The organism is Pseudonocardia sp. 73-21, from assembly GCF_001899645.1.
Classification (GTDB): Bacteria; Actinomycetota; Actinomycetes; order Mycobacteriales; family Pseudonocardiaceae; genus Pseudonocardia.
In genome coordinates this window covers 41,383-59,045 of sequence record NZ_MKVV01000033.1, presented here as the reverse complement: position 1 = coordinate 59,045, position 17,663 = coordinate 41,383, and the positions used below count along the sequence as shown (strand labels likewise).

Annotated in this window: 18 protein-coding genes; 13 read left to right on the top strand and 5 right to left on the bottom strand. The window is 74.0% G+C overall.

The window, feature by feature from the left end:
• The first annotated feature begins 4 nt into the window (after positions 1-4).
• The 12 genes from BGP03_RS09255 to BGP03_RS09200 all read left to right on the top strand — a co-directional run bounded on the left by BGP03_RS09255 (position 5) and on the right by BGP03_RS09200 (position 11,383).
• A complete protein-coding gene (locus BGP03_RS09255; protein WP_299736090.1) occupies positions 5-454 on the top strand; it encodes a hypothetical protein in 450 nt (149 codons plus the stop codon).
• A 74-nt stretch (positions 455-528) separates the two neighbouring features.
• Positions 529-2,694 carry an acetate--CoA ligase family protein gene (locus BGP03_RS09250; RefSeq protein WP_296368805.1) on the top strand — a complete coding sequence of 722 codons (2,166 nt, stop codon included), beginning with the start codon at positions 529-531 and terminating at the stop codon, positions 2,692-2,694.
• A complete protein-coding gene (locus BGP03_RS09245) occupies positions 2,691-3,707 on the top strand; it encodes a nitronate monooxygenase (RefSeq protein ID WP_296368807.1) in 1,017 nt (338 codons plus the stop codon). Before BGP03_RS09250 ends, BGP03_RS09245 begins: the two co-directional genes overlap by 4 nt.
• Positions 3,704-4,846 carry a lipid-transfer protein gene (locus BGP03_RS09240; protein ID WP_296368809.1) on the top strand — a complete coding sequence of 381 codons (1,143 nt, stop codon included), beginning with the start codon at positions 3,704-3,706 and terminating at the stop codon, positions 4,844-4,846. The genes BGP03_RS09245 and BGP03_RS09240 overlap by 4 nt, the downstream gene beginning before the upstream one ends.
• Positions 4,843-5,280, top strand: a complete 438-nt coding sequence (locus BGP03_RS09235; RefSeq protein WP_296368811.1) for an OB-fold domain-containing protein — start codon at positions 4,843-4,845, stop codon at positions 5,278-5,280. Before BGP03_RS09240 ends, BGP03_RS09235 begins: the two co-directional genes overlap by 4 nt.
• Entirely contained in the window at positions 5,277-5,771 is a 495-nt protein-coding gene (locus BGP03_RS09230) for a MaoC family dehydratase N-terminal domain-containing protein (protein ID WP_296368813.1), read from the top strand. The genes BGP03_RS09235 and BGP03_RS09230 overlap by 4 nt, the downstream gene beginning before the upstream one ends.
• On the top strand, positions 5,768-6,175 hold the full coding sequence (locus BGP03_RS09225) for an acyl dehydratase (protein ID WP_296368815.1): 408 nt from the start codon (positions 5,768-5,770) through the stop codon (positions 6,173-6,175). Before BGP03_RS09230 ends, BGP03_RS09225 begins: the two co-directional genes overlap by 4 nt.
• Positions 6,166-8,520, top strand: coding sequence for an acyl-CoA dehydrogenase family protein (locus BGP03_RS09220; protein WP_296368817.1), 2,355 nt, complete (start codon positions 6,166-6,168; stop codon positions 8,518-8,520). Before BGP03_RS09225 ends, BGP03_RS09220 begins: the two co-directional genes overlap by 10 nt.
• Positions 8,521-8,575: 55 nt before the next feature.
• Positions 8,576-9,349: an enoyl-CoA hydratase-related protein gene (locus BGP03_RS09215; RefSeq protein WP_296368819.1), complete on the top strand. Its 774-nt coding sequence runs from the start codon at positions 8,576-8,578 to the stop codon at positions 9,347-9,349.
• A 155-nt stretch (positions 9,350-9,504) separates the two neighbouring features.
• The gene (locus tag BGP03_RS09210) at positions 9,505-9,753 is read left to right on the top strand and encodes an aromatic-ring-hydroxylating dioxygenase subunit beta (RefSeq protein WP_296368822.1); all 249 of its coding nucleotides are present in this window, start codon (positions 9,505-9,507) and stop codon (positions 9,751-9,753) included.
• A gap of 35 nt (positions 9,754-9,788) precedes the next feature.
• A complete protein-coding gene (locus BGP03_RS09205) occupies positions 9,789-10,967 on the top strand; it encodes a thiolase family protein (RefSeq protein WP_298800763.1) in 1,179 nt (392 codons plus the stop codon).
• The gene (locus BGP03_RS09200; protein ID WP_296368825.1) at positions 10,967-11,383 is read left to right on the top strand and encodes an OB-fold domain-containing protein; all 417 of its coding nucleotides are present in this window, start codon (positions 10,967-10,969) and stop codon (positions 11,381-11,383) included. Before BGP03_RS09205 ends, BGP03_RS09200 begins: the two co-directional genes overlap by 1 nt.
• A 30-nt stretch (positions 11,384-11,413) precedes the next feature.
• Here BGP03_RS09200 and BGP03_RS09195 read toward each other — a convergent pair whose 3' ends face one another.
• The 4 genes from BGP03_RS09195 to BGP03_RS09180 are packed head-to-tail and all read right to left on the bottom strand — an operon-like array spanning position 11,414 to position 15,676.
• Positions 11,414-12,322 carry a CoA ester lyase gene (locus BGP03_RS09195; protein ID WP_296368827.1) on the bottom strand — a complete coding sequence of 303 codons (909 nt, stop codon included), beginning with the start codon at positions 12,320-12,322 and terminating at the stop codon, positions 11,414-11,416.
• A gap of 8 nt (positions 12,323-12,330) precedes the next feature.
• Positions 12,331-13,515, bottom strand: a complete 1,185-nt coding sequence (locus BGP03_RS09190) for a CoA transferase (RefSeq protein ID WP_296368984.1) — start codon at positions 13,513-13,515, stop codon at positions 12,331-12,333.
• 2 nt (positions 13,516-13,517) lie between these two features.
• Positions 13,518-14,300 carry a citryl-CoA lyase gene (locus BGP03_RS09185; protein WP_296368830.1) on the bottom strand — a complete coding sequence of 261 codons (783 nt, stop codon included), beginning with the start codon at positions 14,298-14,300 and terminating at the stop codon, positions 13,518-13,520.
• Positions 14,301-14,326: 26 nt separating this feature from the next.
• On the bottom strand, positions 14,327-15,676 hold the full coding sequence (locus BGP03_RS09180) for an LLM class flavin-dependent oxidoreductase (RefSeq protein ID WP_296368831.1): 1,350 nt from the start codon (positions 15,674-15,676) through the stop codon (positions 14,327-14,329).
• 57 nt (positions 15,677-15,733) lie between these two features.
• Here BGP03_RS09180 and BGP03_RS09175 point away from each other — a divergent pair, with 57 nt between their 5' ends.
• Positions 15,734-16,441: a GntR family transcriptional regulator gene (locus BGP03_RS09175; RefSeq protein WP_296368833.1), complete on the top strand. Its 708-nt coding sequence runs from the start codon at positions 15,734-15,736 to the stop codon at positions 16,439-16,441.
• Between the two features lie 699 nt (positions 16,442-17,140).
• Here BGP03_RS09175 and BGP03_RS09170 read toward each other — a convergent pair.
• The gene (locus tag BGP03_RS09170) at positions 17,141-17,539 is read right to left on the bottom strand and encodes a hypothetical protein (RefSeq protein ID WP_296368834.1); all 399 of its coding nucleotides are present in this window, start codon (positions 17,537-17,539) and stop codon (positions 17,141-17,143) included.
• Positions 17,540-17,663 lie beyond the last annotated feature (124 nt).

Sequence of the window (17,663 nt, the reverse complement as noted above, 5' to 3'; positions counted from 1 at the left end):
CGACATGCTCACCGCAGGTCCCGAGAGAGGAACCGGCAATGGAGCTGGACGTCACCACATTGCGCGGACGCCGCGCAGTGCACCGCTGGGGCTGGTCGACGACGACGGCCTGCGGATCATGGTCGACCGCTACAAGGACATCGTGAAGTCCGGCGGGAAGAACGTGTCCAGCATGCGGGTCGAGGCGGTGTTGCACGCTCATCCCGGCGTGCTGCGTGCCGCCGTGATCGGGCTCCCGCACCAGCGCTGGGGCGAGGCCGTGACGGCTGTCGTGGTGTCCCGCCCGGGGGCGGTCGCCGACGAGAAGGACGTACTCGGATTCTGTCGGGACCGCCTGGCCGGGTTCGAGCGGCCCAAGCGCGTCGTGTTCGCCGACGGCCTGCCCGAGACCGTCGGCGGGAAGGTCCTCACGTACAAGCTGCGCGCCCAACTCGCCGAGCTCTACGGCGGCTGAGCCGGAGTGTCGCGAAGCGAGACATCCGCCTCGCGCACGGCCGTGCTGGAGTATCCGGGGTGAGGGGACAGTCGATGGTGGCAGCTCCGATCGGGTCCGAGCTGATGCGCTGCCTGTTCCGCCCGGCCTCGGTCGTGCTGTTCGGCGCCTCGCCCGACCCCACGCGTCCGGCCACCCGGACACTGCGCAGCCTGCTGCGCGGCGACCACCCGCCGCGGCTCTACCCCGTCAACCCGCGCCACGGCTTCGTCGAGGGTGTCGCCTGCGTGCCCGACGCCGCCGCTCTGCCCGAGGCACCGGACCTCGCGATCGTCGCGGTGCGCGCCGAGGCGGTGCTCGACACGGTCGCGGCCGCGGCGGACCGCGGCACCCGGACGTTCCTCGTGTTCAGCTCCGGGTTCGCCGAGCTCGACGAGGCCGGTGCGGCACGGGAGCGGGCGCTGCGGGAGCTGGCACACGAGCGGGGGCTCGCCGTCGTCGGTCCCAACTCGCTGGGGGTCGTCGACTTCGGCGCCCGCTTCTACGGCACCTTCGGCTCGCTGGTCGACGGCGCGGACCTGGCCGCCGGACCGGTCGCGCTGGTCACCCAGAGCGGCGCCATCGGCAGCTACGTCTGCGCGATGGCCCACGCCCGCGGACTCGGCCTCTCGCACATGGTCAGCACCGGCAACGAGGCCGTGCTCGACGCGGCCCAGATCGCCTCGGCCGCCCTGGACGAGCCCGGCGTGCGAGCCGTCGCGCTCTACCTGGAGGGCGTGCGCAGCGGCCGCCACCTGACCGACTTCTTCGCCCTCGCGCGCCGGCGGAAGGTGCCGGTCGTGCTGCTGCGCGCGGGCGACTCCGAGCGCGGGCGGACCGCCGCCCGCTCGCACACCGGCGCGCTCGCCGGGTCGGCCCGGGTCAGCGACGCCGTGCTGCACCGCTACGGGGTGGTCGGCGTCTCCACGCCCGAGGACCTGGTTGTGGCCTGCCAGGCGGTGGTCGCCGAGCCCGCGTGGGGCGGGCGCCGGGTCGGGGTGCTGACCGGTTCCGGCGGGGGCGGGGTGCTGGTCAGCGACGCCTGCTCCCGGTGGGGGCTCGAGGTACCGGCGCTCGAATCCGGCACCCGCGACCGGCTGCGCGAGCTGCTCCCGGGCTGGGCGAGCGTCACCAACCCGGTCGACGTCACGGCCACGGTCCTGATCGACCCGCACTCCAGCCTGGACCGGTGCCTGCGCGTGCTGGCCGCGGACGAGGGGCTCGACGAGCTGGTCGTGTTCATGGGGGCCGGCGGCTCGTTCGGTCCGGGACTGGCCCGGCGGATCGTCGCCGAGCTGCCCACGATCGGGAAGCGGTGCTCGGTGATCTGGCTGGGCGCCTCGGCGGAGGTGATGGGCATCCTGCACGCGGGCGGGGTCCCCGTGTTCGTCGGCGTCGAGGAGTGCATCCGTCCGATGGCCCCGCTCGCCCGGGCCGGTGACGGCGGCCGGGACGTCGCCCCGGAGTCCGTGCCCGGCCCCACCCCGCCGGCGCTCGCCCGGTTCCTCGACGCCCGGCAGGGCGCCGTGCTCGACGAGGACGAGTCCAAGACCCTGCTGGAGCTGGCCGGAGTCCCCGGCCTGCCGCCGCGCCGCGTGTTGGCGGCCGAGCAGATCGCCACGGGCGCCGACCCGGGGCTCGCCTTCCCGCTGGCGGTCAAGGTGCTGGCCCGCGACATCGCGCACAAGAGCGCGGCGGGCGGCGTGGTGCTCGGGGTGCCCGACACCGCCGCGCTCGCCGCCGCGGTCACCCGGGTGCACGCCGCCGGCGTGGCTGCGGTCGGCGCCGGTCGGGTGCGTGGCGTGCTGGTGGAGCAGATGGCCCCGGCCGGCGTCGAGGTGATCGTCGGGGTGGCCACCGACCCGGTGTACGGCAGGGTCCTCGCCGTCGGGCCGGGTGGCGTGCTCGCCGAGCTCGTCGACGACGTCACCATCGTGCTGCCGCCTGCAGGCCCCGACGAGGTACGGGCCCGGCTGGCGGGCACCCGGCTGGCCCGGCTGCTGGCCGATGCGGATGCCGACGTCGACGCCCTGTGCGCGCTCGTCGCTCGGCTGGCGCGGCTCGTCGGCGCGGACGGGCGGACGGGGCTGCCCGGCGTCCGCGAGCTCGACCTCAACCCGGTCCTGGTGCACGCGGTCGGCCACGGCGTCTCCGTCGTCGACTGCCTGGCCGGACTCGACCGCGACGACCGGCCCGCAACCCGAGAGGAACCGCCCCGATGACGTGGAGAACCGGCATCACCGAACTGCTCGGAGTGCGCTACCCGATCATGCAGGCCGGCATGGGCGTGGCGGCCGGGGGCCGGCTCGCCGCCGCGGTGTCGAACGCGGGCGGTGTCGGGTGCATCGGCGCGTCCCGGATGACTCCCGAGGAGCTGGACCGGGAGATCGCCTTCGTGCAGGCGGCCACCTCGGCGCCGTTCGGGGTGGACTTCCTGTTCCCGGACCTGGGTGAGCGGACCGCGAGCCCACAGGAGGGCGCGTCGCACGCGGTGGACCCGAAACTGCGCGCGGAGATGCTCGAGGTCACCTACCGGCGGCGGGTGCCGCTGATCGTCTACGCGATGAAGCTCCCGGCGGGGGCCGCTGGTGAGGCCCACGAGCACGGCATCACGGTCATGACGCTGGTGGGCACCGCCCGGCACGCCGTGCGCGCCCAGCAGCTCGGCGCGGACGCGGTCATCGCCACCGGCACCGAGGCGGGCGGGCACACCGGCGCGGTGGCGCTGTCGGTGCTGGTGCCCGCCGTCGCGCGCGAGGTGGGCATCCCGGTGGTCGCGGCGGGCGGCATCGCGACCGGTGCCGGGGTCGCCGCGGCGCTGGCGCTCGGCGCCGACGGCGTCTGGGTCGGCACCCGCTTCCTGGCCACCCGCGAGTCCTCCGTGCACGACGACGTCCGCAAGGAGGTGGTCGCCCGCACCGAGGACCAGACGGTGATCTCGCGGGCGCTGTCGGGCAAGACCTGCCGGCTGGCCACCAACGACTTCACCGCCTACTGGGCCACCCACGAGCCCCGGCCCTTCCCGCAGCAGGCCGTGGAGATCAACCGGCAGGGCCTGGTGCTCAAGGGCCTGCGCGACGGCGACGTCGTGGGCTCCCCGATCCCGCTGGGCCAGTCCACCGCGCTCGTCGACAGCGTCGAGGACGCCGCGACGGTGCTGACCGACCTGGTCGGAGGGGCCGAGCGGGCCGTCGCCGACCTGGCCGCCCGGCTCGGGTCGAGGGTCGGCGCGTGAGCGGGACCTGTGTGGCCGGGATCGGGATGACGGAGTTCTCCCGGGCCAGCGGCCGCAGCGCCGAGCGGCTGGCCGTCGAGGCCGCCGCCGCGGCGTGCGCCGACGCCGGCCTGCCCACCTCGGCCGTGGACGGCATCGTGCCGTTCCCGTTCGGGCCCTCGGCCGAGGACCTGATCGCGGGCCTGGGGCTGCCCGACGTGACGTTCACCGGGGTCCCGCACCTGGGCGGGGCCAGCACGGTCGCCGGGCTGCGGCTCGCCGCGCTGGCGGTGGCGAGCGGTGCAGCCACCTGTGTGCTGGTGTTCGTCGCGCGCAACGGTCGCTCCGGGTCGCGGGTCGAGCAGCGGATCGGGGTGCTGCTGCCCGGCCAGCGCTACCGCCGCCAGCTGGAGCATCCGCACGGGTTCACCACGCCCGCGCAGTGGTACTCGATGATCGCCCGGCGGCACATGCACGAGTTCGGCACCACCCGCGAGCACCTGGGCGAGGTCGCGCTCGCCATGCGCGCACACGCCCAGCTCAACCCGCACGCGCAGATGCACGGGCGGCCGATGACGATGGAGCAGTACCGCGCCAGCCGGCCGATCGCCGAGCCCTACCTGCTGCTCGACTGCTGCCAGGAGACGGACGGCGCCGGCGCGGTGCTGGTGGTGGCCGCGGACCGGGCGCGCGACCTGCGCCACCGCCCGGTGCGCCTGGCCGGGCTGGCCGAGGGCCACCCGGACTCGCCCGACGACCTGGTGAACCGCCGCGACTTCTTCACCGTCGGGCTGACCAGGGCGGCACCGCGCGCGTTCGCGATGGCCGGGGTGACGCCGTCGGACGTGGACGCGGCGATGATCTACGACTGCTTCACCTTCGAGGTGATCCAGCAGCTGGAGGAGGCCGGGTTCTGCGCACGCGGCGAGGGCGGCCCGTTCGTGGCCGGCGGCGGCATCGCGCTCGGCGGGCGGCTACCGGTCAACCCGCACGGCGGGCTGCTCTCGGACGGGCACATCGCCGGGATGAACCACGTGGTGGAGGCGGTCGTGCAGCTGCGCGGCGACGGCGGGGAGCGCCAGGTCCCCGGGGCGGAGGTGGTCGCGGTGACCGGCTGGGGCGACATGGGCGACGGCGCCATCGCGGTGATGACGCGATGACCGGGCGGAACGCGCCCACGCCGCCGTTGCCCGACCCGGACGACCCTGTGCTGGGCGGGTACTGGGCCGCGGTCGCCCGCGGAGAGCTGGTCGTGCAGCGGTGCGCAGCGTGCGAGCAGGTGCAGTGGCCACCCCGCGACAGCTGCGGGCGGTGCGGCCCGGCAGAGCTGCGCTGGCTGCCCGTCGCGGGCACCGGCACGCTGTTCACCTGGACGGTGGTGCACCACACCACGGTCGCGGCCTACGCCGGCGCGCTGCCGTTCGCGGTCGGTGTGGTCGAGCTCGACGACGCGCCGGCCCGGATGCTGGGCCGGCTGCGCGGCGTGCCGCCGGAGAAGCTGGAGATGGACATGCCGGTGGAGGTGGCGTTCGAGCCGGTCGCCCCGGGCATCGCGCTGCCCGTCTGGCAGCCCGCCGGGGGCGGTCCCCGGTGAGCGGCGGGCTGGTCACGGACGAGGCGCGGGCCTGGATCGGGCGCAGCGACCCGCCGGTGACCGTCCACGTGAGCGCCACCGACATCGCGAAGTACTGCCACGCGGTCGGCGAGACCGCGCCCGAGCACTTCGACGAGGCCGCCGCGCTCGCCGCCGGGTACCGCGCGATCGTGGCCCCGCCGGGGTTCTACGTGGCCGTGCGAATCGGCGCGGCGCTGATCCGGCCCCGCACCGAGCTCGCCGAGGACGGCACCCCCGACGCCGACCTCCCCCCGGTCGCCGTGACGCAGGTGATGGCCGGGGAGACCCGTGCGCGATTCCCCGGCCGGATCCACGCCGGCGACCGGATCACCCTGGAGAAGACGATCACCGGGCTGACCGAGAAGTCCGGCTCGTCGGGCCCGTTCGTGCTGATGGGGCTGCGGCACCGGCTCACCAACCAGCTCGGCGAGGAGGTCGTGGTGGAGGACTACTCCCGGATCCTGCGATGAGCGGGCTCCCCCGGATCGGCGACCCGCTCGGGCCGGTCGGCCACCGGCCCGGCGCAGTCGAGCTGTTCCAGTACTCGGCCGTGCTGTGGAACTCCCACCGCATCCACTACGACGCCGACTACACCCGCGACGTCGCCGGCCATCCCGGGGTCGTGGTGCCGGGACCGCTGCAGGGCACCTATCTCGAGCAGCTGCTCACCGGCTGGGCCCGGCCGGGCCGGCTGGTCGAGCTGCGCTACCGCAACCGGGCGCCGGCCTACCTCGGCGATGAGCTGCTCGCCCGCGGGCGGGTGCTGGAGGTCGGTGCCGACGGCCGGACCGTCCGCTGCGAGGTCTGGCTCGCCACCGCGCAGGGCCGCACCACCACCACCGGCGATGCGACGGTCGAGCTGCGATGGACCTGACCCCCGCCGAGGACGCCTGGCAGCGCGAGGTGCGCGACGTGCTGCTGGAGCATCTGACCCCCGAGCTGCGTGCGGCGCTGCCCGGCTGGCGCGAGACCGCCGCCGCCGACCGCCACCCGGCCGTCCGCGGACTCCTGGCGGCGATGGTCGCGCGGGGCTGGTTCGGCATCGGGGTGCCGGCCGAGTACGGCGGCCAGGGCCGCTCCGCGGTCGACCAGTTCCTGTTCTTCGAGGCGTGCGACTACCTCGGCGCCCCGCACCCGGACCTGATGACCACCGTGTCGATCGGCCCGACGATCGCCCGCGTCGGCACCGCCGCGCAGCGCCGCCGCTGGCTGCCGGGCATCGTCTCGGGTGAGGTCGAGTTCGCGCTGGGCTACTCCGAGGACACGGCGGGCACCGACCTCGCGAACCTGCGCTGCCGCGCGGTGCGCGAGGGCGACGACTGGGTGATCGACGGCCACAAGCTGTGGAACACCGGCGCCCACCACGCCAGCCACGAGTGGCTGGCCTGCCGCACCGACCCCGACGCACCGCGGCACCGCGGGATCAGCATCATCGCCGTCCCGCTCGACAGGCCGGGCATCGCGGTCCGGGCGCTGCCCACCTGGGGCGGGCTGCGCACCAACGAGGTGACCTTCACCGGGGTCCGGGTGCCTGCCGACCACCTGATCGGCGAGGCCGGGCAGGGCTGGGCCCACGTCACCACCGCGCTCGCCCTCGAGCGGGTCGGCATCGCCGGCGTCGGCACGCTGCGCCGCCTGTTCGACGGGCTCACCGCCGAGCTGTGCACCGGCTCCGGACCGGACGGGGCCACCGCGGTCCGGCTCGCGGAGCTGGAGACCCGGGTGCGCGCGGTGCGCCTGCTCGCGCTGCGCACGCTGCGCGAGATCGACGCCGGCCGGCTGTCGGACGCCGACGCGGCGATGCTCAAGGTCACGGCCACCGAGCTGATGGCGGAGCTGTCGGACGCGGCCCTGGAGACCTGCGGGGAACGCTCCCGGCTGGCCCACGACGAGCCGGGGGCACCGCTGGGCGGGCTCGCCGAGCTGGCCTACCGCCGGTCGCCGTACCTGCGCTTCGGTGGGGGCACGAACGAGGTGCAGCGCACGATGGTGGCGCAGCGCCGCTACGGCCTGCCCACGTCGGCGCGGTCCGCGCCCGCCGCCGTCGAGCGGGTGTCGCGCCGGACGGGGGAGAGCCCTGAGCACCGCGCGCTGCGCGAGTCGGCGGCGGCCTTCCTCGGTGACCACGTCGACCGGCGGCGACTGGCCGACGGCGATGCGGGCCACCGCGACGCGCTGTGGGCGGCCGTGGGCGAGCAGGGCTGGCCCGCGCTGGCCGTCCCCGAGTGCCACGGTGGGGCCGGGGCGGCGCCTGCCGACCTGGCCGTCGTGCTCGCCGAGGCCGCGCGGGCCGCGCTGCCCAGCACCCTGCGCTCCACGGCCGCGGCGGCACTGGCACTGGCGCGGGCCGGCTCGCCCGAGCAGCAGCGGCAGTGGCTCCCCCGGCTGGCCGCAGGCGCCGCCGCCGCCGTTGGCACACCGTCCGGCCTGCCGGGACTGCGCGCGGACGGGCCGGGGTACCGGCTCGACGGCCACCTGCCCCGGCTGGACGACGCCGGGCCGGCCGCCGTCCTGGTGGCCGTCGCGGCCGACGACGCCGGCGGTCACCGGCTGGTCACCGTCGACACCGGAGCAGTCGGTGTCACCGTGGCGCCGCTGCGGTCGATCTCGGACGAATCGCTCGGCACCGTCGGGTGCACGGGGGTGGCGCTCGGGGCAGCGGACGTCTCGGCGCCGCTCGCGCCCGGCCGCGCCGACGACGTCGCCGACGTGTGCGCGCTGCTGGCCGCGGTCGAGCTGGTCGGCCTCGGCGAGGAGCTGCTGGAGCGGACGGTCGCCCACGTCAGCGGGCGCGAGCAGTTCGGCCGCCCGATCGGCAGCTTCCAGGCGGTGGCCCACCATGTCGCCGACATGGGCTCGGCGCTGGAGTGCGCGCGGCTGCTGGTCGGCGTCGCCCTCGCCGACCTCGGCGCCGGGCGCCCGGCGCGGCGGTCGGTCGCGGCGGCCAAGGCCCGCGCCGGGCGCGCCGCGACCGCGATCAGCAGGCTCGCCCACCAGCTGCACGGCGCCATCGGCTACGTGACGGAGTCCGACCTGTACCTGTACTCACGCCGCGCGACCGCCGTCGCGCTGTCGGCCGGTACGGCGTCCGAGCACCTGGCGCTCCTCGCGCGGCGCTACCGGGCCGGGCCGCCGAGCACCCTGGGTCTCGACGTGCTCGACACCTCCGGTCACCCGCACAGCCATAACCGTGCCCTGACCGCGCACCCTCGCAGCTGAACGGAGACACCATGCACCCCGACCTCGTCCCGCCGTCCCGACCGGCACGGCCGCTGTGAGCGTCACCGTCGACCGCGACGGCGCGGTCGCCGTCCTGACGCTGAACAGGCCCGACAAGCTCAACGCGCTCGACCACGCGATGCGCAGCGAGCTCGCGGAACGGGCCGCGGAGGTGCAGGCGGAGACCGCGGTGCGGGCGGTGGTGCTCACCGGCGCCGGGCGCGCCTTCTGTGCGGGCGGTGACATCGCGGCGATGAGCGCGCGTCCCGACGCGGTCCAGGCCCGCACCTGGATGCGCAGCGCGAACGCCTCCACCCTCGCGCTGCTGGCCATCGAGAAACCGCTGATCGTCGCGGTCAACGGCGTGGCAGCGGGAGTCGGCTTCTCGATCACCCTCACCGGTGACGTGCGGCTCGCCGCCGAGGGCGCCCGCATGATCGCCAGCTTCGCCAACGTCGGGCTGGTGCCCGACGGCGGCGGCCTGTGGCTGCTGTCGAGGATGGTCGGCCTGCACCGCGCCAAGGAGATGTTCCTGTTCGCCGAGACGCTCGAGGCGAAGCAGGCGCAGCGACTCGGCCTGGTCCGGGAGATCCACCCGGCCGGCGAGCTGCTGCCGGCGGCGATGGCCATGGCGCACCGCTTCGCCGAGGGCCCGACCCGGGCGTTCGGTCTCGGAAAGGCGCTGGCCCACCGTTCGGTCAGCGGCGACCTGGAGACCTACCTCGAGCTGGAGCTCGCGCACCAGACCCTGGCGATGGGGTCCGACGACCACCACGAGGGGATCAACGCGTTCCAGGAGAAGCGGGCCCCCCGGTTCCCCAGTCGCTGAGCGCCGGCTCCCGCCGGTGCTCCCGCGGACAGGACCAACTCCGCCTGACTCTTGACCGGCCTCGCATCGAGTGTAATTCTCCTGACCAATAGGTCGAACTAATTCGACGGATCAGGGGGCGGACGTGGCCGACATCGAGGTCCAGCCCGACGGGGTTGCCGTTCTCCCGGACGGTGCGCATCGTCTCCGGTGTCGAGCGCGAGCAGGTCGGACCGGGCGCCGTCACCGTGTACGCGACCTTCGCTATGCACGAGTTCCGGATGGACCGCACCCACGTCTGGGCCGGACGGCTCGAGTTCGACCTGGTGAGCCCCGCCGGTGACGGCGGGCTGCGGATGACCCGCAAGAAGGTGCTGCTCGTGGACCGCACCGGAGCCGTCCCGTCGATGGCCTTCCTGCTCTGAGCGAGCAGCCACACCCCCGACCCGAGAGGGCGCACGTGCGCAACGACCCGGCCCTGGCGGCCGTCACCGAGATCAGGCCCGGCCGCTATCCCGAGCTCGACGAGCTCGCGCTGAACTCCGCGGTGATCTCGGCGTTCCTCGACCAGTGGGAGGTTCGCCCCGGCGACATCGACGGGGTGCTGGCCGCACCGACCGGTGTGCTCACCGACGGCGGTGCGGACGTCGCGGTGCACGAGAAGGTCGCCGACGAGCTGGGCATCCGGCCGCGGTTCTCCCAGACGATGTACGCCGGCGGCGCGGGTTACGCGCTGATGGTCGCGCGGGCCGCGGAGGCCATCGCCGCCGGCCGCGCCGACGCCGTGCTGTGCATCTCCGCCGGCAAGTTCCCCAAGGTGGGTGCGGCCAGCGGCGAGAAGATCGCCAAGTTCGTCAGCCACCCCGAGTTCGAGTACCCCTACGGGACCTACATCCCGGTGCTCTACGCGCTGTTCGCGCAGCGCTGGATGGCCGAGACCGGCGCCACCGGCGAGGACCTGGCCGCGGTGGCGGTGGCCCAGCGACAGTGGGCGCTGCTGCACCCGGACGCGTTCATGCGGGACAAGGGCCCGTTGACCGTCGCAGACGTGCTGGGCTCGCGGATGATCGCGAGCCCGTTCCACCTCTACGACTGCTCGGTGCCGCTGGAGGGAGGTGCCGCACTGCTGGTCACCAGCGGGGAGCGGGCGCGGGCGGTCAACCGGCGCCCCGCCTACCTGCTGGGCTACGGGGAGGTGCACATGGAGGGTGCGGTCAGCATGCGGTCGACCTTCGACACCGGCGGCGCGACGGAGGCGGCCCGGCAGGCCTTCGCGATGTCCGGGCTGGCGCCCTCGGAGATCGACGTCGCCCAGCTCTACGACTCCTTCTCCGCAAACCCGCTGATGTACCTGGAGGAGTGCGGCCTCGCCGGGCGGGGCAAGGCTCCCGAGCTCTACCACAGCGGCGCCACCGCGCCCGGCGGGTCGCTGCCGGTCAACACCTACGGAGGGTTGATGTCGTTCGGGCACACCGGAGACGCGTCCGGGATGAGCATGGTCGTCGAGGGCGCGCTGCAGGTGATGGGTCGCGCCGGGGAGCGGCAGGTTCCGGGGACGTCCACGGCGCTGGTGCACACCCACGGCGGGATGCTCTCCGAGCACGCCACGCTGATCCTCGGCGACCGGGCGGAGTCCTGATGGCCCCCGTGAAGCCCGCTCCCGAACCCACCGCGCTGTCGGCGCCCTATTGGGCGGCGGCGGCCCGCGGGGAGCTTTCCGCACCGTGGTGCGAGCCGTGCGCGGACTGGGTGTTCCCGCCACGACCGCGCTGCCCGCGCTGCGGCGGTTCCGAGATGGGCTGGCGCGCGCCGGCCAGCACCGGTCAGGTCGTGACGTTCTCGGTGGTGCACCAGGCCGCCTACGAGGCCTACCGCGACGACCAGCCCTACGTGGTGGCGATCGTCGCGCTCGACGGCGGGCCCCAGCTGATGACCAACCTCGTGGACGTGCCCGACCTCGGTGCCGTCACGGTCGGGCAGCGGGTGGAGCTCACCTACGAGAAGCGGGGCCCCGAGATGCAGATACCCCAGTTCCGCCCGGTCGGCCGCAGCTGATCGGTGGGCAGCGGGCTCAGGTCGGCGCCCCTAGTAGGACGGGATGCGGGCGGCCCGGGCCAGCGTGGCCTCGGCGAGCTTGACGTGTGCGGCGTCGACGAGGACCCCATCGACACCCACGGCGCCGAGGCCCCGGGCCTCGCCGTGGCGGTAGGCCGCGACGTTGCGTTCGGCCCGGGCGATCTCGTCGGGGGTGGGTGCGTAGACGTCGTTGGCGATCGCGACCTGACTCGGGTGGATGGCCCACTTGCCGGTGTAGCCGAGCATCGCGGCGCGGCGGGCGTCGCGCTCGTAGCCCGCGGTGTCGCGGTAGTCGGGGTACGGGGCGTCGACCGCGTCGATGCCGGCGATCCGGGCAGCCACGAGAACCTTGGCGCGGGCGTAGTGCCAGAAGTCACCCGGGTACTCCCCGACGGGCACGAAGTTGGTGTCCACCCGCGCTCCCTGGGAGACCGAGAAGTCGCCCGCGCCGAAGATCAGCGCGTCCAGCCGGGGGCTGGCGGCGGCAATCGCCTCGGCGTTGGCGAGACCCTCGACCTCCTCGATCAGCACCTCGAGGCGGATCCGTTTCGTCATCCCGAGCTTGGCCTCGAGCTGGGTGAGCAGGACGTCCACCCACCACACGTCCCGGGCGGTGCGCGCCTTGGGCACGATGATCGTGTCGAGGTGTTCACGGGCGCCGGTGACCACCTCGATGATGTCGTCGTGGCACCAGGTCGTGTCCAGGCCGTTGACGCGCACGGCCCGTGCGGTGCGGCCCCACTCCAGCTCCCTGAGCGCGGTGACGGCCTTGGGTCGGGACGCCTCCTTCTGCGCGGGGGCGACGGCGTCCTCCAGGTCCAGGAAGACCAGGTCGGCGCCGGCGGCGGCGGCCTTGGCGAACATGCGCTCGTTGCTCGCGGGTGTCGCCAGCTCGGAACGGCGCAGAATCCCGGACATCGGACTCCTCAGAGCACGCCGCGGGCGCGCAGGTCGTCGATCTCGTCGGTGGACAGGCCCAGCAGCTCGCCGTAGACCTCGTGGTTGTGCTCACCCAGCCGCGGCCCAAGGTGCTCGATGCGGCCGTCGGCGCCGGAGAAGCGGGGCACGGGCGCCTGCACCGTCATCGCGCCGAGTTCGCCGTCACCGACCTCGACGAACACCCGGCGGTGCACCAACTGCTCGTCGGCCACCAGCTGGGTGATGTCGTAGACGGGCGCGGCGGCCACCTGCGCCGCCTCGAAGACCGCCATCGCCTCGTCGAGCGTCCGGGCGGCCACCCAGTCGGCGACGACCCGGTCCACCTCCCCGGCCCGCGCCAGGCGACCCTGGGGGTCGGCGAAGTCGATGTCGTCGGCGAGGTCGGCGCGGCCGATCGAGCGGAAGACGCGAAGCGCCACGGTGGGCGAGCTGCCCGACATCGCCAGCCACCGCCCGTCAGAGGTGCGGTAGGTGTTGCGGGGCGCCGAGATGTCCCACCGGTTTCCCGCGCGCGTGGGAACCAGTCCCAGCTGGTCGTAGCCCAGCAGGGTCTGCTCCAGCAGCCGGGTGAGCGGGTCGATGAGGTTGACGTCGATCAGCTGTCCCGGCACGCCGTGCACGTCGCGGTGGTAGAGCGCCATCAGCACGGCGTACGCGGCGTTCAGCGACGCGACGCCGTCGGCCAGCATGAACGGCGGCAGCGTGGGCGGCCCGTCGGCCTCGCCGGTGATGTCGGCGAACCCGCTCATCGCCTCCCCGAGCGTGCCGAAGCCGGGGCGCTCGGCCTTCGGCCCGGTCAGCCCGTAGCCCGTGACGTGCAGCATCACGATCCGGTCGTTCACGGCGCGGAGGCTGCCGTAGTCCAGCCCCCACCCGGCGAGGGTCTGCGGGCGGGTGTTGGCCACCACCACGTCGGCGTGCTCGACGAGCCTGCGCAGCAGGCCCTGGCCCTCCGCCACCCGCAGGTCGAGTGTGACGGCCCGCTTGTTGCGTGACACCGACTTCCACATCAGGCCGACGCCGTCGCGCTGGTGGCCCCACGAGCGGATCGGGTCGCCGCCCGTTGGCTGCTCGACCTTGATGACGTCGGCGCCGAACTCGCCGAGGTAGGTCGCGGCCAGCGGGGCGGCCGCGAGCGTGGCGAGGTCGAGGACCCGCACGCCGTCGAGCATGTTCACGAAGTGGCCGACCGCAGGTGCGCCGACGCCTCCTCGTCGGCGCGCTGCCACAGCTCCACGGCCATGGGCTGCTCGCTCTCCTCCAAGATGTGCCCGACGAGACCGATCGCCCGGGCCATCACGCCGAGCCCGCGCACCACCTTGGGCGGCAGGCCCAGCTCGTTGGTCAGCGCCCCGATCGCGCCGGTGGCGTTGATCGGCAGCGCCCGGTCGTACACGTGCTCGGCCTCGGCGCCGACCAGCCTCATCAGCGCAACGTACCGGCCCGACAGCCCGTTCTCCTCGGCGATCGCGAACAGCCGCGGGGTGCGGGGGTCGATCGGCTTGTGCAGCGGGTGGCCCAGCCCCGGGATGATCGCCCTGCGCTCCCGGACGCCGGCCACGATCTCCGCGGCGACCGCGGGGAGATCGGTGCTGCCGTCGGCCAGCGCCGCGTGCAGCATCGACGCCGCACCCTCGGTGGTCCCGACGAACACCGAGCCCAGCCCGCACAGCCCGGCCGCCACGGCCGCCTGCAACGACTCCGGTGCGCCGGCGTAGGTCATCCGGGCGGCGATCACGCTCGGGGTCAGCCCGTGTTCGACCAGCGTGATGAGCAGCGCGTTGTAGACCCGCGACTGCTCGGGCGTCGCCTCCCGCCCGGTCAGCTGCAGGAACGAGAAGTCGGCCAGGTTCATGTGGCCGAGGATCTCGCCGGGGAGGTCACGACCGCGGACGACGATCCGGTCGGAGGTGCTCCAGGCGATGTCGGACCGGATCGGCCGCGGCGTGCGGGACATGCGGGGTTCCTCTCGGGCGAGCACGGTCAGACGACGGCGGTGGGGCGTTCGAGACCGAGGTGGTGGCGCAGCGTCGGGCCGCCGTAGGCGGTGCGGAAGAGGCCGCGGCGCTGCAGGTGCGGCACCACCATGCGCGTCACGTCCTCGAACGCCCCGGGCAGGTGCGTCGCCGCGAGCACGAACCCGTCGCACGCGCCGCCGTGGAACCACTCCGCCATCTGGTCGGCCACCTGCGGGCCGGTGCCCACGAACCGCGGGCCCTGCAGCAGCGTGGCACGGTGCCCGGCGAGGTCCCGGACGGTGACGGTATCGCCGCCGATGTGCGTGCGCAGGTTCTGCACCAGGCCGCGGATGCCCGAGACGGACCCGATCAGCTCGTCGGTGACCGGGTCGTCGAGGTCGTGCACCGAGAAGTCGTAGTTCATCAGCTCGGAGAGCAGGGTCAGCGACGCCATGGGGTGCACCAGGTCGTTCAGGAACACCTGCTCGCGCTCCTTGGCATGCGCCTCGGACTCCCCCACCACCGCGTAGGCCATCGGGCACAGCTTCACCGAGCCCGGATCGCGCCCGGCCGCTGCGATGCGCTCCTTCTGGTCGGCGTAGTGGCTGCGCGCGACCTCGACGCCCGGGTCGCCGGTGAAGATCAGGTCGGCCCAGCGCGACGCGAACTCCCGGCCGCGGCCCGACGACCCGGCTTGGATGATCACCGGGCGTCCCTGGGGCGTGCGTGGCACCGTCAGCGGCCCGCGGACGTCGAAGTACTCGCCGTGGTGGTTGAGCTCGTGGACCTTCGACGGGTCGGCGTAGACCCCGCCCTCCCGGTCGTGGACGACCGCGCCGTCCTCCCAGGTGTCCCACAGTCCGGCCACGGCGTCGAGGAACTCGTCGGCGCGGTCGTAGCGGGCGTCGTGACCGAGGTGGGCGTGGACGCCGAAGTTCTGCGCTTCGCTGTCGTTGACCGAGGTCACGACGTTCCACGCGGCCCGACCACCGGAGAGGTGGTCCAGCGTGGCGAACGTGCGCGCCACGTGGAACGGCGGGTAGTAGGTGGTGGAGTAGGTGGCACCCAGCCCGATCCTCGACGTCGCCTGCGCCAGCACCCCCAGCACGACCGAGAGGTCCAGCTTGACCGGCCTGGCTCCGTGCCGCACGGCCTCGGCCACCGACCCGCCGTAGATGCCCGGCATCGCGAGCCGGTCGTCGAAGAACATCAGGTCGAAGCAGCCCTCCTCGAGCTGGCGCCCGATCTTGGCGTAGTACGAGGCGTCGAGGTAGCCGTGCTCGGTGGCGGGGTGTCGCCACGACCCTGCGTACACCGAGGTACTGCCGGCCTGCATGAACGCGACGAGCGACATCTTGTCGGTGCGTGGAGCCATCCCTGCACTCTCACATCTGATATGCCAGATTTCAAGTATCAGATGTAGTGTGACCGCGTGACGCGACGTGACTTCGGCATCTCCGGGACCGTCCGGGAACGGGCCGCCCGCGAACTGCGGGACCGGATCCTCACCGGGGTCCTGCCCGCGGGCAGCCGGGTGGACATCGACGCGATCACCGAGGAGTTCGCCACCAGCCGCACCCCCGTCCGGGAGGCGCTGCTGGAACTGTCGTTCGAGGGACTCGTTCGCGTCGCGCCGCGCAGCGGGGTCACGGTCGTCGGCATCGGTCCGCAGGACGTGCTCGACAGCTTCGCGATCCTCGGCGCGCTGGCCGGCAAGGCCGCCGAGTGGGCGGCCGAGCGCATCGACCCCGCGGGGGTTGCCGAGCTCCGGTCGCTGGCCTGCGAGGTGGCGACGAGCGCCGGCAGCGCCGCGATCGTCGACGCCAACTGGCGGCTGCACCGCCGCATCCACCTGGCCGCCGGATCACCCCGACTGGAGGCCCAGATCCGGCAGGCCGTGCGCGTCGTCCCGTCCAATTTCTTCGAGCTCATGCCCGCCCAGGAGGACCACTCGCTGGCCGACCACGACGACCTCATCACCGCCCTCGCCGAGGGCGATGCGGCCCGGTCGCGGACCGTCGCCGAGCGCCACGTGGTCGACGCCGGGCGATCGCTGGCCGGCTGGCTCGGTGGCGGCTCGGCTTCGCTGCGGACGCTGACCCGAATGCCCGCACCGGTCAGCGACACGACCGCTCGGTGAACGCCGCGGCGAGGGCGGCCTGACCGCGTTGCGACGATCGTGGCAGTTGAGTGTGTGGGCGGATTCTGGGGATCATCGCAACACTGGTGTCCTGGCCCTGGTGCGGAGGAGCATGGCGAGGCGCTGGGCCGGGCTGTCCCATCCGAGGGTCTTGCGGGGCCAGGTGGCCACACCGAAACGGATGTCGGCGGGCCGCGGCTGGCGCCGTAGCCCACCATCTCCGGGGCCAGCACCCGGTAGTCCCGGGCCAGCACCGGCATGGTGAGCCGCCCCGTCCGGCCACGCGCTCACCCCGGGCCCGACCCGTGCAGCAGCACGACGGTCCGCGCGCTGGCCCCGGCCTCCAGGTAACGGTGCGGATCCCGCCGACGTCGACGAACTTCCCGGCCAGCTCGGTGGCCACCACGGTGGTGTTCATGACTTGCTCCCCTCGAACATCACCCGCGGCCAGGGACTCGTAGAGGGCGCGGTCAGCGGCGGTGTCGGGGCGCAGGTGCCAGTTCCGGTCGACGAGGAACGCGTGCCACCAGCTCGACGACGCGACCAGCGCCACCCGGTGCGGCCCGTCGCCCAACGCCGATGCACTGCCGCGCCGAGCGCGTAGCAGCGCGCCGGTGTGGGGCCAGGCGGGTCCAGCCGCTCGGTCGCGATGTCGGCGAACTTCGCGATGGCGCCCTTGCCGGCGGTCACGCGCCAGCCCTAGCAGTTCACCGCCATCCGCAGCACGGGGTAGGGGAACTCGGTGCCGGCGTTGTCGTGGTCGAGCTGAGTGTTGGCCATCGCGTGCGGGAACGGCACGCCCTCGGGCTTGCGGTAGGAGTAGGCGATGTCGAACCCGGCGTCGAGCAGGCGACACGCGACCTCCCGGCCGATATCGGGAGCGCGGCGCATCAGCATCGGCATGTCGAACGGGCGGCCCCACGGGTTGGGCACCCCGCGCGAGCCGGCCGGTTCCGGCCGCCGGATCTCCATATCCTCGTAGGCCATCAGGCAGAACGACGGCACGACCTCCTCGCGGAAGGTCTCGTACTGGTCGTCGCCCGATACCAGGACGACGTCGGGCGCGAACGCGTCGAGGGCCTCGCGGCACCTCGCCATCCGGCGGCCAGCTCGGCGCGGTGCCGTGTCGCGGCCGCAGTGCCGCCGTCGTCGCCCCAGTCAGTGCGCATCCGCTCCGGCCAGTTCGCCGGGTCCTTCTGCTCGGCAGGGATGTCCGGATCCG